General features: G+C 54.5%; 11 protein-coding genes. 9 read left to right on the top strand and 2 right to left on the bottom strand.

What is annotated here, in order from left to right:
- Window positions 1–7: 7 nt before the first annotated feature.
- From CJD38_RS07355 to CJD38_RS07340, 4 genes are read left to right on the top strand one after another with little or no spacing between them, the layout of a single operon-like run.
- Entirely contained in the window at window positions 8–1,720 is a 1,713-nt protein-coding gene (locus CJD38_RS07355) for an AMP-binding protein (RefSeq protein ID WP_206362910.1), read from the top strand.
- Between the two features lie 24 nt (window positions 1,721–1,744).
- Window positions 1,745–2,434, top strand: coding sequence for an acetoacetate decarboxylase family protein (locus CJD38_RS07350; RefSeq protein WP_107939646.1), 690 nt, complete (start codon window positions 1,745–1,747; stop codon window positions 2,432–2,434).
- A 23-nt stretch (window positions 2,435–2,457) separates the two neighbouring features.
- Window positions 2,458–3,597, top strand: a complete 1,140-nt coding sequence (locus CJD38_RS07345; protein WP_107939645.1) for an acyl-CoA dehydrogenase family protein — start codon at window positions 2,458–2,460, stop codon at window positions 3,595–3,597.
- A gap of 2 nt (window positions 3,598–3,599) precedes the next feature.
- Window positions 3,600–4,394, top strand: a complete 795-nt coding sequence (locus tag CJD38_RS07340) for an enoyl-CoA hydratase-related protein (protein WP_107939644.1) — start codon at window positions 3,600–3,602, stop codon at window positions 4,392–4,394.
- Window positions 4,395–4,398: 4 nt separating this feature from the next.
- Here the strand turns inward: CJD38_RS07340 and CJD38_RS07335 are convergent, their stop codons facing one another.
- Window positions 4,399–5,034, bottom strand: coding sequence for a TetR/AcrR family transcriptional regulator (locus CJD38_RS07335; protein WP_107939643.1), 636 nt, complete (start codon window positions 5,032–5,034; stop codon window positions 4,399–4,401).
- Between the two features lie 129 nt (window positions 5,035–5,163).
- Between CJD38_RS07335 and CJD38_RS07330 the strand changes: the two genes are divergently transcribed.
- From CJD38_RS07330 to CJD38_RS07310, 5 genes are read left to right on the top strand one after another with little or no spacing between them, the layout of a single operon-like run.
- On the top strand, window positions 5,164–7,557 hold the full coding sequence (locus CJD38_RS07330; RefSeq protein ID WP_146165945.1) for a c-type cytochrome: 2,394 nt from the start codon (window positions 5,164–5,166) through the stop codon (window positions 7,555–7,557).
- Complete coding sequence (gene roxB, locus CJD38_RS07325; protein ID WP_107939641.1) at window positions 7,554–9,980, top strand: rubber dioxygenase RoxB; 2,427 nt, start codon at window positions 7,554–7,556, stop codon at window positions 9,978–9,980. The genes CJD38_RS07330 and roxB overlap by 4 nt, the downstream gene beginning before the upstream one ends.
- The gene (locus CJD38_RS07320) at window positions 9,977–10,474 is read left to right on the top strand and encodes a peroxiredoxin family protein (RefSeq protein WP_107939640.1); all 498 of its coding nucleotides are present in this window, start codon (window positions 9,977–9,979) and stop codon (window positions 10,472–10,474) included. Before roxB ends, CJD38_RS07320 begins: the two co-directional genes overlap by 4 nt.
- Complete coding sequence (locus CJD38_RS07315; RefSeq protein ID WP_240783552.1) at window positions 10,471–10,692, top strand: DUF4266 domain-containing protein; 222 nt, start codon at window positions 10,471–10,473, stop codon at window positions 10,690–10,692. The genes CJD38_RS07320 and CJD38_RS07315 overlap by 4 nt, the downstream gene beginning before the upstream one ends.
- Window positions 10,692–11,882 carry a DUF3570 domain-containing protein gene (locus CJD38_RS07310; protein WP_107939639.1) on the top strand — a complete coding sequence of 397 codons (1,191 nt, stop codon included), beginning with the start codon at window positions 10,692–10,694 and terminating at the stop codon, window positions 11,880–11,882. Before CJD38_RS07315 ends, CJD38_RS07310 begins: the two co-directional genes overlap by 1 nt.
- An 80-nt stretch (window positions 11,883–11,962) precedes the next feature.
- Here CJD38_RS07310 and recQ read toward each other — a convergent pair whose 3' ends face one another.
- The gene (recQ, locus tag CJD38_RS07305) at window positions 11,963–13,807 is read right to left on the bottom strand and encodes a DNA helicase RecQ (protein WP_107939638.1); all 1,845 of its coding nucleotides are present in this window, start codon (window positions 13,805–13,807) and stop codon (window positions 11,963–11,965) included.
- Between the last annotated feature and the right edge of the window lie 231 nt (window positions 13,808–14,038).

Here is a 14,038-nt window from a genome sequence, read left to right as displayed (position 1 = left end):
AATCGACATGATCGATTCCAACGAGGAGCTACAGATGGCGGCCACCAAGAATCCAAAGACCACGTTGCTGCATTGCCTGCTGCATTGGGAAGTGACGCAGACACATCGTGTGTACATGACGCAGCCTTATGCCGATGGCCGCGTGGTCGATTACACATGGGTAGAAGTTGCGAGTCAGGTGCGTCGCATGGCGACGCATTTGCGTTCATTGAATCTGCCGCCGCGTAGCAATATTGCTTTGCTCGGCAAGAACAGCGCGCATTGGATCATGGCGGATCTCGCGATCTGGATGGCGGGTCACATCACTGTGCCGCTTTATCCTGCGCTTAATGGCGATACCGCTGGTTACATTTTGGAGCACAGCGAAGCGAAGTTGCTGTTCCTCGGCAAGATGGACGGCAAGAGCGATGGCTGGAACGAGATTGCGCCGGTTGTGCCCAAGGGCTTGCCGATCATTGCGCTGCCGATGGCCCCGCGTGATGACGTGCCTCAATGGGAAACCATCATCGCCAACACGCAGCCTTTGCAGGACCTGAAACTGCCAAGTGCTGATGACCTCGCAACGATTCTCTACACCTCAGGCAGCACCGGTCGCCCGAAAGGTGTGATGCACAGCCACGGCAGCTTCACGCGTTCGGCTGAAGGTTTGAATCGCATGCTGCACCTGTCTGCGAACGATCGTTTGTTGTCGTATCTGCCTTTGGCACACGTTGCTGAACGCGCGCTGGTGGAGTCAGGTTCCTTGTATAACGGCTGCCGCATCTTCTTCGCTGACAAGCTCGACACTTTTCCCGCGGATTTGCGTCGCGCAACGCCAACCATTTTCTTCTCGGTTCCACGTCTGTGGACCAAGTTCTATCTGGGCGTAAACCAGAAGTTGCCGCTGGCCAAACAGAAGAAGCTGTTCGCTATTCCGTTTGTTTCCAAGATCATCAAGAAGAAAATTCTCACACAACTCGGCTTGCAGGATGTACGCGTTGCGCTCACTGGTTCCGCGCCACTGCCGCAGGAGTTGATGAACTGGTATCGCAAGCTCGGCCTTGATCTGCTCGAGGTCTACGGTATGAGCGAAAACTTTGCGTACTCGCATGGGGCGCAGCCGGGCAATGTGCGTGACGGTTGGATTGGTCAGGCCTATGCAGGTGTTGAGTCACGCATCGATAACAACGGCGAGCTGCTGGTGAAGAGCCCTTGTCAGATGACGGGCTACTACAAGATGCCTGAGAAAACAGCAGAAGAAATGACCGAAGACGGTTTCTTCCGCACCGGCGATCGTGGGGCTTTTGATGAGATCGGTCGCGTGCGCATAACTGGTCGCGTGAAGGAACTGTTCAAGACCAGCAAGGGCAAGTACGTTGCGCCAGCGCCAATCGAAAATCGAATTGGTAGCCATCCTGTCGTTGAATCTTCCTGCGTCACCGGCTCCGGTTTGGCGCAACCTTTTGCCTTGGTGATGTTGTCACCAGAAGCGCATCAGCGCTTGCAGAGTGGCGGTCAGGCTGCCATGGGCGGGGAACTTCAGATCGTTCTGGATCGCGTGAATAAAGAACTTGAAGATCATGAGCAACTCGATTTTCTCGTCGTGGTGAATGAACCATGGACGGTCGAGAACGGTTTCCTCACGCCCACACTCAAAATCAAACGCAACATCATTGAAGAGCGTTACATGCCGCAGGCTGAAAAGTGGTCTGAGCTGAAGCGCGCAGTGATTTGGCAGTAGCAAGAATTTTTAAAAGGAATTGAAATGAATACCCAAACTCCACCCGCCGTGATCGACGCGCCAGCTCCATGGACGTTGCTCGGTCGTGGTTATATCTGCATGTTCCGCGCGCCTGCAGCGCTGCTTGACGACGAACGTTTCGTCGAGCCATCACTGCGCGGCCGTCGCGGCGCATCGCGCTTCTGCTACATGATGTTTGTCGATTACTCAGATTCTCCGGTGGGTCCGTATCACGAGTTGCTGTTCATTCCTGGCACTTTTCCGTTTGAAGACGGCAAGCGACATCTGTCGATCAGCCGCATCTTCGTGTCGTCGCTCGACAGCGTTGTGAATGGTCAACGCAATTGGGGTATTCCTAAAGCTGTTGCACAGTTTGACGTGCGCTATGGCGAGAATGGACTCGACTGTGTCAGCGTCAGTCTCGATGGCAAAACTTTCGCTGAGATGGACTTTGTCTCTTGGCCAATCTCGCTGCCGTTCACTACTGCGATGCTGCCGAATAGCTGGATCACGCTGGGTCAGCATCTCGACGGCAAGAGCTATGTCTATCAGCCTTCAGCCAAAGGCTGGGTGCGTCCGGGCAGTCTGAAGCGTTCGAAGTTTGACCCGACCGTATTCCCTGATCTGGCGCAGGCCACTTCATTGCTGACCGTTGGCGTTTCCAAATTCAATATGACTTTCCACGAATCAACGATTCGACCAGTCGCTAAATAAAAATAATACCGAGGAGCTGTTGCATGAAACGTAGGCCGCTGGATTCCGAGATGGAAATGTTCCGTGACTCGGCACGTAAATTCTTTCAGCAAGAAATTCGCCCACACGGTGAGCGTTGGCGCGAGGCACACATCATTGATCGCGAGGCTTACAAGAAAGCCGGTGACATGGGCCTGCTGTGCATGTGGGCTGACGAGAAGTACGGCGGCCAAGGCATCAAGGATTTTCGTTATGAACAAATCTTGATTGAAGAGAACGCATTTCACGGTGATTCTGGATTCTTCATCACGCTGCACAGCCGCTTGGTTGCGCCATACATTGGCCACTTCGGAACTGAAGAACAGAAAGAGCGTCTGTTCCCCGGCTTTATCAGCGGCGAAAAGATTCTCGCGATTGCGATGACCGAGCCTGATGCAGGTTCCGACCTCGCTGGTATGAAATCACGCGCAGTCGACAAGGGTGACCACTGGTTGCTCAATGGCTCCAAGACTTACATCTCCAACGGCATCAATGCTGATGTTGTGATTGTTGCAGCTAAGACGCACGCCGATAACGCACATGGCGTGACGCTATTCATCGTCGAGCGCGGCATGGAAGGTTTCGAACGCGGCCGTAATCTGAAGAAGATGGGCATGCAGTCGCAAGACACCGCAGAGCTGTTCTTCCGTGATGTGAAGGTTCCCAAGGCTAATGTGCTCGGCAAGGTCGATGGCGGTTTCTATCACCTGATGCAGGGCTTGGCTGAAGAGCGTTTGATTGGCGCTTGCGGCAACATCGCTTCTGCACGTTATGCGCTGGAATTGACCAAAGATTTCGTGCGTCAGCGTAAAGTTTTTGGCAAGCCACTGAGCAAGATGCAGAACACGCGCTTCAAATTGGCCGCGTTGGATACGGAAATTGATATCGCACAGGTCTACGTCGATCGTTGCGTCGAAATGCACAACGAAGGCAAGCTGAGCCCCGACGACGCCGCACGCGCCAAGCTCTACACCAGCGAAGTGAATGGCCGTATGGTGGATGAAGGTGTGCAGCTACACGGTGGTGCAGGTTATATGGACGAATATCCGATCTGCCGTCTGTATCAAGATGAGCGCATTCATCGCATCCTCGCAGGCACTTCTGAGATCATGAAGGAAATCATCGCGCGCTCAACCTTGGATTAATCATGTCCGACATCCTTTACCGTTCTGAGAATGGCGTTGCGATCATTAGCTTCAATCGCCCACAGGCATTGAATGCAGTGACCTTCGATTCACTGGCGCAACTCTCTGCAGCGTTTGATCGCGCTGCGAGCGAAGCAGAAGTGAAGGTGATTGTTCTCACAGGTGAAGGACGCGGATTTTGTTCCGGCGCGGATCTCGCGCAGAACATGGCGAATCCGCCGATCGACGCGGAAGGTCAGTTGGATTTGGGCTTGCCGCTGGAGCAGTACTACAACCCACTAGTGCTGAAGATGCGCGCAATGCCCAAGCCAATCATTGCTGCAGTCAATGGCATGGCCGCTGGTGCGGGTGCTTCATTCGCGTTGATGGCGGATCTCACCATTGCGGCTCGCTCTGCATATTTCCTACAGGCCTTCGTGAATATCGGGTTGGTTCCGGATGCAGGCGGCACTTGGATCCTCCCTCGCAGCATCGGCCCACAACGCGCGATGGGTTTGGCGATGCTGGGTGAAAAACTTCCTGCAGAAAAAGCCAAAGACTGGGGCTTGATCTGGGATGTGGTGGATGATGATGCGTTGATGACGACCGTCAGTGCGCTCGCGAATCGTCTTGCCAGCGGCCCCAGCGCTGCGCTTGCGCGCATCAAGCAGACGCTGCATGCAGCGCACAGCAATGAGCTTGCCGAGCAACTCGTGCTTGAACGTGAGCTGCAACGTGAATGCGGAAGAACAAATGACTTTGCTGAAGGCACGTTAGCCTTCGCGCAGAAGCGCAAGGCTAACTTCACAGGCAACTAAAGCGTCAGAGTAGTTTGGTCACCATATCGACCAAAGTACGTGTGAGGCGCTCACGCGAAATATGTGTGGGTCGATAGAGCACCGTTTGTTGAATCGCCGCCCAACACATCGTCATCAGCAAGTAGGTATCCGCTTCCGGATCTTCAAAGTGCAGCACGCGCTCGCTTTTTTGACGACCTTCGGCGGCGATGTGTTGCAGCGTTTCTGAGAGATCGCGTGCTTCTGGAATATCCCAGAAGAAAGGCACTTCTCGCATCGCAACACGTAACAATTTCCCGCGCTTCTCCAGTGCAGACATCATTCCGCGCATCCAGTGATCAATGCCGCCGCGCGGTTGATCGGGCAGAGCGAGTGCGGTGCGCATGCTGGCTTTCACTTCATTCGCAATTTCTCCGAGCTCGCGCGCCAAGGCTGCGGCGATGATCGACTGCTTGTTCGGAAAGTATTCATAGAGTGAGCCAATGCTGACGCCAGCGGCTTCTGCGACGTGATTCGTGGTTACCCCGTTGTAACCCTCACGCTCAAGTATCTGAGCAGCAGCATCCAGCATGGCCGTAACGGTGGCTTTTGCACGGGGTTGAGAAGGGTTCTTTTTAGCTGTTAAATCAGCGAGATAAGCCTTCTTGGTGGGGCGTGCCATAGGGGGTGTGAAATCCGAGTAGACCTGAGCAATTACTCGGATTAAGTTTAGACACTAAACGCGATAGAGGCAAAGCCCACGCGTACATACATATTCCGGTGGGCTATGACCTGTCTGGAGGAGAAAACGATGCGGAGTTTTTCCCGGGCTAATGGCCTCGTTGCAGTGCTGTTGCTGAGTGCATGTTCCGGCAATTACAGCGGCGGCACTGCGACGTCGGGAAACAACGGTGGCACCGATTCCGGCACGCCATCCAAGACCGTGCAGGAATTTTTTGGCAAGAGCGCACAGACCAATCTCAATAACTGTCGCACGTGTCACGTGCCAGGCGGTGTTGCGGATACGGATGAGGGCAAGCTGTTCATGCTCTCAAGCAATCCCAATGAAGACTACGACAATGTGTATGACTCGTGGATCGCTTTGGACAAAGGCGTCGAGACCAACAAGATTCTGACCAATCCTTCTGATCCCGCACAGCATCACAGTGGTGGTCAGCCTTGGCCTGTTGGCAGTCAGCCTTACAACGCGCTGAAAGTGGTGTTGGGTTGCTGGGAGAATCCGGATAGCTGCGCCGCACTTCTTGCGAGCAATGTTTCCACGCCAACTGCACCACTAGCTTTACTAGGCAGCGCACGCGGTGGCCACGCGTGGTTTGATTTCTGCGAAGGCAAAAGTGACAGCACCGTGTTGCCTGCTGATCCACGCAGTCTCGTGCAACCCGGCATCAACGCTAACAAGGCGGTGTACTACAACGCCTTCTGGAAAGACTGCCATCGCGAGCCAGAAAAAGTAGGCGAAGCTGCGCCCGCAAAAACCTGCGGCGAGTTGCGTACGCTTTCTGCACAAGGTCGCACCTTGATCGAAGGCAATGGCGCAATCGGTGCGGGTTGGTATTTCGGCGGCAATGGTTCCAAGGGCAATCTCACGGCCGCGAAATACAACACCGTGTGGGAGAAGTGGGGACTTCCATCGCGTCCTGATAATTTCGATCAGCTTGTTGCCGAGCGTTATGGAATGGGCATGGGGGCGGCGCGCAATCCGTATCCATTGCCGGGTGAAGACCCCAATAAAACCAATGGTGGCACTGGTCAGTTGCCGACAGGACTTACGCAGACACATGACGCCGAAGGTCGCTGGACCGGCAACATCGGCACCAACTGTCATGTCTGCCACAGCGGTCAGGTCGGTACACCCGCAGATGGCCCCGGTCTTGGTGCGCTCTACGGCAACTCGAATAGCCTCAGCGAGTTTGGTCAGCTAGATACCGATCTCGGTGGCAGTGCTGTTCCCGGCGTTCCGATTCCTGTGCCAATCATCGTCGGCAAAACGCGCGGCACCAATAACGCATTGGCATTGCAGATCATTACTTTCCTTGTAGCAGGCGATCTGCGTCCGCTCGATCCCAACTTTATTGGCTTCACAGTGTTTACACCCAACGGCGGTTCGCTTGATACGCCAGCGTGGTGGAACATGGGTCATCGTCCAACCAAGTTCCAAGATGGATTTCTGGCGATGGATGCACTGCGCGCAGATTTTGGTTTCTTCCTGCCGGGCCCGGGACCTGATGGTTTTGGCTGGGTAAAAGAGCATGTGCGTGCTGGTGATACTTGGCTGATGTCACTCAAGTCGCCGGCATTTCCAGGGCCGATCAACACGGCATTGGCAGAGCAGGGCGCGGTGTTATTCCACAGCAAAAATCTTTGGGCAGAGGGGCTCGACAATCCTTCACCAAAGCCTGAAGGTGGTAACGGTTCATGCGCGAGCTGTCACGGCGCTTACTCGCCGCGTTACGTGAACGATTCAAGATATCTGGACACGCCAGCGTTGGAAGGCGTCGCGAGTTACATCGTTCCGCGTGATTTGATTGCCACGGATAAGTGGCGGGTTGATAGCGACAGCGAAGCGGCAGAGCAATATGGCAAAGAAGATTTCTTTGCATATCCGGAGACGATCAACAGCGATCCTAATCTCGACTGCAGCACGCAGAATCGCGCAGAGATTCGCCAAGGACGCGCGCCGGGTTATCTCGCACCGCCGCTATACGGTGTATGGGCAAGCGGGCCATATTTACACAATGGTTCTGTGCCAAACGTGATGGAAATATTGAATCCCGCAGAGCGCAAATCAATCTGGCGTCGTGTCTCTACGCCAGCGCGCTTTGATCAACTTGGCAAAGTGGTGATGGGCTACGACACGAATTTCCAACGTGCTTATGACAAGGAAAAGTTAGGCTGGAAATACGATGCACTCGCTTGCGGTGCGCCCGGCACGACGCCGTATTTGGATTGCGATCCCGCCAATCAAGACGCAGATCCAGCGCTGGGACAGATGATTAACATCCTAAACTCCAGCAATCCTTTCCTCTGGTATCTGGGCCTAGCGCCGAGTACCGATCAGCAATTAGAGAATCGTAAAATTTACAACACGCATATGTATGGCCAGAGCAATGTCGGTCATACGTTCACTTCAGTGCTCAACGAACAAGAGCGTAAAGCGATACTCGAGTATTTGAAAACCTTATGAACATTTTTCAGGCAACGCCAGGCGTGCAGTTGAACGCAACGATCAAGACCTCATTAGTTGGTGCGAGTCTGCTGCTAAGTGCTTGTTCGGGTAATTACAGCGGTGGCCCCGCGCCAGATGGCGGCAGTGGCCCCGGTACGCCAGGTGCGCCTTCTAAAACCGTTCAAGAATTCTTTGGTAAGAGTGTTAAGACCAATATGAATTTTTGCCGCACTTGTCATGTGCCTGACGGTGTTGCGGATACGGATGAAGGCAAGTTGTTCATGCTGTCTGCGAACAGCAGTGAGGATTACGACAACGTTTACAAGTCGTGGATCGCTTTGGATAAGGGTGTCGAGACCAACAAGATTCTGACGAATCCATCCGATCCTGCGCAGCATCACAGCGGTGGTCAGCCATGGCCTGTAGGCAGTCAGCCTTATAACGCGATGAAAGTCGTACTCGGTTGCTGGGACAATCCAGACAACTGCGCAGCCTTGCTTGCCGCTGGAACGACGACACCCGTGACTTCAGAATTTCCGTTGCTGGGTAGCGCGCGCGGTGGTCATCTTTGGGATGACTTCTGTGTAGACAAGCCCGATAACACGGTGCTGCCGGATGACCCACGCACTTTGGTTGTGCCTGGCGTCAACAAGAACAAAGCGGTTTACATGAACGCTTGGTGGCAGACCTGCCAAGAAGGCAATAAGCCAGCGAACTGCGGTGAGCAACGTGCGCGTGTTGCGCGTGGATATCCGATTGTTGCGAGTGCCGGACAGGTTGGTGCGGGCAGCTTTTTCTCAGGTAGTTCTTCTACGTCGAGTTACTCGTTCCCGGCCGCTGATTACGCGGGCATGTGGGATTCCGTGTTGAGCATGTCGGCACGTCCTGATAACTTTGATGACTTGATTGCGCAGCGTTGGGGCATGCCTTTGAGTCCAACACGCAATCCTTATCCGCTCGCGGGTGAAGACCCCAACAAGACCAACGGTGGCAGCGGACAATTGCCGATGGGTGTGACGCAATTGCGCAAGGCCGATGGCAGTTGGACTGGCAATCTCAATGTGACTTGTAGCATCTGCCACGGTGGCGGCATTGGCAGTGCGTCGGATGGTCCGGGCTTGGGTTCGGTGTACGGCACCAATAGTCTCAGTGACATCACACTGATGTTTACCGATCTGTCGAGACTTGCACCGCAGCAGTCTGCGCTTGCGATCATCGCGCAGAACAAAGTGCGCGGTACCGGCAACATCACCAACTTCCAGTTATTCGGCTTGCTGACTATCAGCGAAATCACAACTATTCCAGGCTATCTTTCGATCCAGACGCAGCCTTCGACGGGCACCGAAGATCCGCCGGTTTGGTGGAATGTCGGCCATCGGTCTGCCAAGTTCTTTGATGCGGGACAAGTCACAGATGCTAAGCGCATCGAGCTGTCTTTCCATTTTCCAAATACGCCTTTCCATACGGACATGGCGGCCGATAAAAAGTGGATTCTCGATCACCAGCAAGACAGCGACGCCTGGATTGCATCGCAGAAGTCGCCCGCTTGGCCGGAAAACAAACTCGGCAAAATCAATACAGCACTCGCTGAGCAGGGCGCGATTCTTTTCCATAGCAAAGATCTGTGGTCGCCCACGCTGAAAAATACAGTGCCAAAGCCACCGGGTGGAAACGGTTCTTGTGCAAGTTGCCACGGTGCGTACTCTCCGCGTTACGTCAACGATACGGCGTATCTCGATACGCCAGCGCTAGAAGGTATTGCGGCTAACGTTGTTCCGATCGATGTCATTGATACCGATCGCAGACGTTTGGATGGCAACAGTGCGATGGTTGCTACGTACGCTCGTCAAGATTGGTTTGCGTATAGCGACGGTGAAAAGAATGCTGATGGCGTGCCGCTGTGTGGCGACTGGAACGATAAGTCGCTGCGTGGTGATCGCGAACTGGGCTATCTCGCACCGCCGCTCTACGGCGTGTGGGCCACGGCACCGTATTTTCACAACGGTGCAGTACCAACCGCATGGGACGTGCTTAAGCCTTCTGATCGTCACTCGATCTGGCGTCGCTGGTCCAACACGGCGCGTCCCGATCAGACGAGTCAGGTGATGGGCTTTAGATACGATCTTGCCGCTTACGACAATCAGAACTTGGGTTGGAAGTACGACGCTCTCGCTTGCGGTGTGACCGGCACAACGCCGTACATCGACTGCAATCCTGCGGATGCTGCGCCGACGATTCAAGATTTTCTCAATCTGATTTATGCCAATGGTGGATTAGTTTGGAATTTGGCCAATCTTCCAATCCTGACGAATGCACAAGCTGAAGATCGCAAGATCTACAACACGCGCATGTATAGCCAAGACAACGGCGGTCATGAGTTCACGTCAGTGCTGACCGATCAAGAACGCAAGGCGCTCATCGAGTACATGAAAACGCTATGAGATATCTACGCATCTTGTTGGCTCTGAGTGTGCTGCTGCTATCGCCGCAAGCGATGGCATTGGGCGAAGGCAGTGTCGTGCCTAATCTCAGCGCACCAGCCAGTGATGGAAAAACGCTTTCACTTGAACAATATCGCGGTCAGGTGGTGTACGTAGATTTTTGGGCATCCTGGTGCGCGCCTTGTCGTCAGGCGATACCCGCATTGGATACCTTGCATCAGCGTTACAAGGCGCAAGGATTTACGGTGTTGGGCGTCAACGTTGATACCGAACACAAAAGCGCGCAACGCATGATCGATCAGCTCGTTCCAACGTTTCCGATCGTGTTTGATCCGAAGGGACAATGGCCCGAAGCGTTTGGTTTGCAGGATATGCCGTCATCTTTTTTGATTGATGCAAAAGGTGTTGTGCGTTTTGTGAAGAAAGGATTTCGAGAGCGGGATGTGCCACAGATTGAAGCGGCAATTAAAGCAGTACTGGGGGAGAAACCATGAAAATGAACAATGTGCTCAAAATGAGTGTTGCCTTATTGATGCTGGCGCTAACAGGTTGTGCCAACGTGCAGCCGTGGCAGCGCGGTGATCTGGCCAAGCCGGGCATGGCGTTTGAGTCAGATCAATTGTTGACGACTTATCGTCAGCATATTGCCGTCAGCAAAGAAGCTGCCTCTGGGGACACCACGCTGGGTGGCGGCGGTTGCGGGTGCAACTAATGACCCAGCCCAAAAATAAAATGCGTGCATCGCTGTCGGCGTTAACGGCGGCCGCGTTGGCTTTGCCCGGCATCGCAAAAGCTGAAGTGCAGACCGATTATCTTTTCTCGCATTATCAAGAAAGTGACCTGCCAGGAAATCGCAGCGCCAGTGGACAAGGTTCTGAGCGCTACAAAGTGGATACGCATTTATTCCGATTAGCAGGAACGCCAATCGCTGCAGATCAAGTCGCTCAGCTTGATGTCACTTATGAAGCCATGAGCGGTGCCAGCCCTTGGTGGGTGCAGCCCGGTGCAAATGGAAAGCCCGTGCAAGTCATGAGCGGCGCAAGCATTAGCGAAAACCGTGTTGCTGTTGACGTCAGTTACGGCATTCCCTTAGCAGGCCTTGACTGGGGTTTACGCGCGGGCTATTCCTCCGAGAACGATTACAAGTCTGTTCACGGCGGCGTTGAAGTCCAGTACACACCGGAACATAAGATGTACACCGTCAGCGGTGGCATCGGATATTCCTCCGACAAACTCGACCCAACGGACGGCGGCAGCGCTCAATATCCAACGCGTATTAGTCACGCCAGCAAAAACACAGTGACGGGATACGGTGGCGTGTCATGGGTGCTCAGCGCGCAAACTACGGCGCAGGTGTCGATGAGCTTGAGTCGCGATAGCGGATTCTTGAGTGACCCATACAAACAGGCCTACATCATTGCTATTGCCAGCCCTGTTGCGGATAGCCGACCCGATGGCCGACAAACTTTTGCAGTCACTGGAAAGCTGCGGCATTACATTCCTAGCCTAGGTGCTGCGCTACGCGCCGATGCTCGCTATTACCACGGCGATTGGAGCATCGAGTCGCATACGGTCGATCTGTCGTGGGATCAAACGATCGGCGATACCTGGCGTGTAACGCCAGGTGTGCGTTGGTATAGCCAGTCGCAAGCGTTCTTCTATCAGCCTTACTACGCTGATTTCCGCACTGATGGCTTTGCCTCCAGCGATTACAGACTGTCGCCTTACGGCGCAATTGCCGGACGTGTTGACGTGCGCAAAGTCCTAGGCAAGTGGGAGCTTGGCGGCGGCGTTGAGTACTACGACGCTTCAGCTAACTACGCGATCAAAAACGTAGGAATCGAGAACCCCGGCCTCGTACAGTACTGGTCTGCGAATCTGCGGTTGAGTCGACGTTTCTAAGTAGTGAAAGCAAAAAGGCGCTGCACGAATTGTGCGGCGCTTTTTTTATTGCCTGATGCTTGCTAGTGAACAGCGTCAGTTCAAGCTTCGCCAGTTTCCATCGACCACTCGCGCACCAGTGATAACAGTGCTTGGCCGTAGCGTTCACGTTTGGTTTCGCCAAGGCCGAGAATGCCGTGGAGTTCTGCGTCGCGTTGAGGTTTCTTCTGCACGACTGCGTTGAGGCTGGCGTCGTGGAGAATGACGTAGGCGGGTACGCCGTGTTCTGCGGCAGCAGCGCGGCGCCATGCGCGTAGGCGATCGAGCAGGACTTGTTCTGCGCCGCTGAGTTCGACGTCACCAATCTTGCTGCGCGAGCGTTCACGTTCGCGCTTTTCTTTCTTGGTTGTGGTGCTGGCGATGTGTTCGCGCAGCATGACTTTTTGTTCGCCTTTCAGAATGGGCTTGGCGGCTGCGGTGAGTTTGAGCACGCCGAAGCTTTCGTGATCGACTTCTAGAAATCCGTTGCTGATGAGTTGGCGGAATACACCACGCCATACGGCGTCGATGGTGTCTTGGCCGATGCTGTAAACGCCAAGTTCGTGATGACCGAAGCGACGAATCTTTTCTGTGTCTGCACCACGCAAAACATCAATGAGATGCGCGACGCCGAATCGCTGGCCGGTGCGATACACGCAAGACAAAGCTTTCTGCGCTTCTGCGGTGGCATCACGCACGCTGGGTGGATTGAGGCAGTTGTCGCAGTTGCCGCAGGGTGTGGCACTTTCGCCGAAGTAGGCGAGTAGCTGTACGCGGCGACAGCTGACGGTTTCACAGAGGCCGACTAGCGCATCGAGTTTTCCACCGATGACGCGCTTGTGGACGTCGCCGGCTTCGGATTCTTCAATGAAGCGACGCTGCTGCACGATGTCGGCTGTGCTCCACATCATCCATGCTTCTGCTGGATCACCATCGCGACCGGCGCGGCCGGTTTCTTGGTAATAGCCTTCGATGCTCTTAGGTAGATCGTAGTGCGCAACGTAGCGTACGTCGGGTTTGTCGATGCCCATGCCGAAGGCGATGGTGGCGACCATGACAATGCCGTCTTCGCGTTGGAAGCGTTGTTGGTTTTTTGAACGCAGATCAGCGCTCATGCCAGCGTGATAGGCCAAGGCTTTGATGCCGTGATCGCAGAGCCAGCCTGCAACTTCTTCGCAACGTTTGCGCGAGAGGCAATAGACGATGCCGGAATCGCGACGACGGCTTTCAAGAAATTCCAGTAGCTGTTCGCGCGCTTTTACTTTGTCGGCGACGCTGTAGCGAATGTTGGGGCGATCAAAGCTGGAGATGAACTGACGTGCATTCTCCAAGCGCAGTTCGCGCACTATGTCGTCGCGTGTTTGTTGATCTGCGGTTGCGGTAAGTGCGATGCGCGGAACATCGGGGAAGCGTTCTGCGAGTACACCAAGTTGGCGATATTCAGGGCGGAAGTCGTGGCCCCATTGCGATACACAGTGTGCTTCGTCGATTGCGAACAATGCGACGGGCAAGCTCTCCAGCATCGGCAACATGTCGCCCATCAACAGGCGTTCGGGTGAGACGTAAAGAAGATCGAGTTCGCTAGTACGCAATTTGCGGAGTACTTGTCCGCCAATTTCTGCGCTGAGGCTGGAGTTGAGGCAAGCGGCGCGCACGCCGAGTTCTTCCATCGCCGACACTTGATCTTGCATCAGCGCGATCAATGGCGACACGACTACTGCAACGCCGTGGCGCAACAGTGCGGGGATTTGATAGCACAATGATTTGCCGCCACCGGTGGGCATCAACACCAGCGCGTCGCCGCCACTGGTGATCTGCTCGATGATGTCAGCCTGCAATCCGCGGAATGCGGGATAGCCGAATACGGTGTTAAGCGCGTCCAGTGCGCTTTTAGGGCCTGTTAACACTTATTTCGCGCCAGCGGCGGAGAGCCATTGGGTGCAGGGCAAGGAAGAGAGAGCGCTGCATAGTGAACTATGTAAGCGAACGATAACGCCGCCATGTGCCCAATGGCTCCCGCCCCAGAGGGCTGCCGCCTCAAAAATTGCCATGCCGCGTTGCTCCTTCCTCATTTAGAACTACTAAATCTCGTCAGTCGCGCCTTGCCTGGCAATTTTTGAGGGGGCAGCGCTGACGTG

This window comes from Stenotrophobium rhamnosiphilum, assembly GCF_003052265.1.
GTDB classification, from domain to species: Bacteria; Pseudomonadota; Gammaproteobacteria; order Nevskiales; family Nevskiaceae; genus Stenotrophobium; species Stenotrophobium rhamnosiphilum.
The sequence above is the reverse complement of the archived record's forward strand: the minus strand, read 5'-3'. Positions and strand labels throughout refer to the sequence as shown.

Excerpts from the sequence above, each read along its gene's own strand:
- CJD38_RS07355 (WP_206362910.1), top strand. The coding sequence starts at position 8 with ATGATCGATTCCAACGAGGAGCTACAGATGGCGGCCACCAAGAATCCA.
- CJD38_RS07350 (WP_107939646.1), top strand. The coding sequence starts at position 1,745 with ATGAATACCCAAACTCCACCCGCCGTGATCGACGCGCCAGCTCCATGG.
- CJD38_RS07345 (WP_107939645.1), top strand. The coding sequence starts at position 2,458 with ATGAAACGTAGGCCGCTGGATTCCGAGATGGAAATGTTCCGTGACTCG.
- CJD38_RS07340 (WP_107939644.1), top strand. The coding sequence starts at position 3,600 with ATGTCCGACATCCTTTACCGTTCTGAGAATGGCGTTGCGATCATTAGC.
- CJD38_RS07335 (WP_107939643.1), bottom strand. The coding sequence starts at position 5,034 with ATGGCACGCCCCACCAAGAAGGCTTATCTCGCTGATTTAACAGCTAAA.
- CJD38_RS07330 (WP_146165945.1), top strand. The coding sequence starts at position 5,164 with ATGCGGAGTTTTTCCCGGGCTAATGGCCTCGTTGCAGTGCTGTTGCTG.
- roxB (WP_107939641.1), top strand. The coding sequence starts at position 7,554 with ATGAACATTTTTCAGGCAACGCCAGGCGTGCAGTTGAACGCAACGATC.
- CJD38_RS07320 (WP_107939640.1), top strand. The coding sequence starts at position 9,977 with ATGAGATATCTACGCATCTTGTTGGCTCTGAGTGTGCTGCTGCTATCG.
- CJD38_RS07315 (WP_240783552.1), top strand. The coding sequence starts at position 10,471 with ATGAAAATGAACAATGTGCTCAAAATGAGTGTTGCCTTATTGATGCTG.
- CJD38_RS07310 (WP_107939639.1), top strand. The coding sequence starts at position 10,692 with ATGACCCAGCCCAAAAATAAAATGCGTGCATCGCTGTCGGCGTTAACG.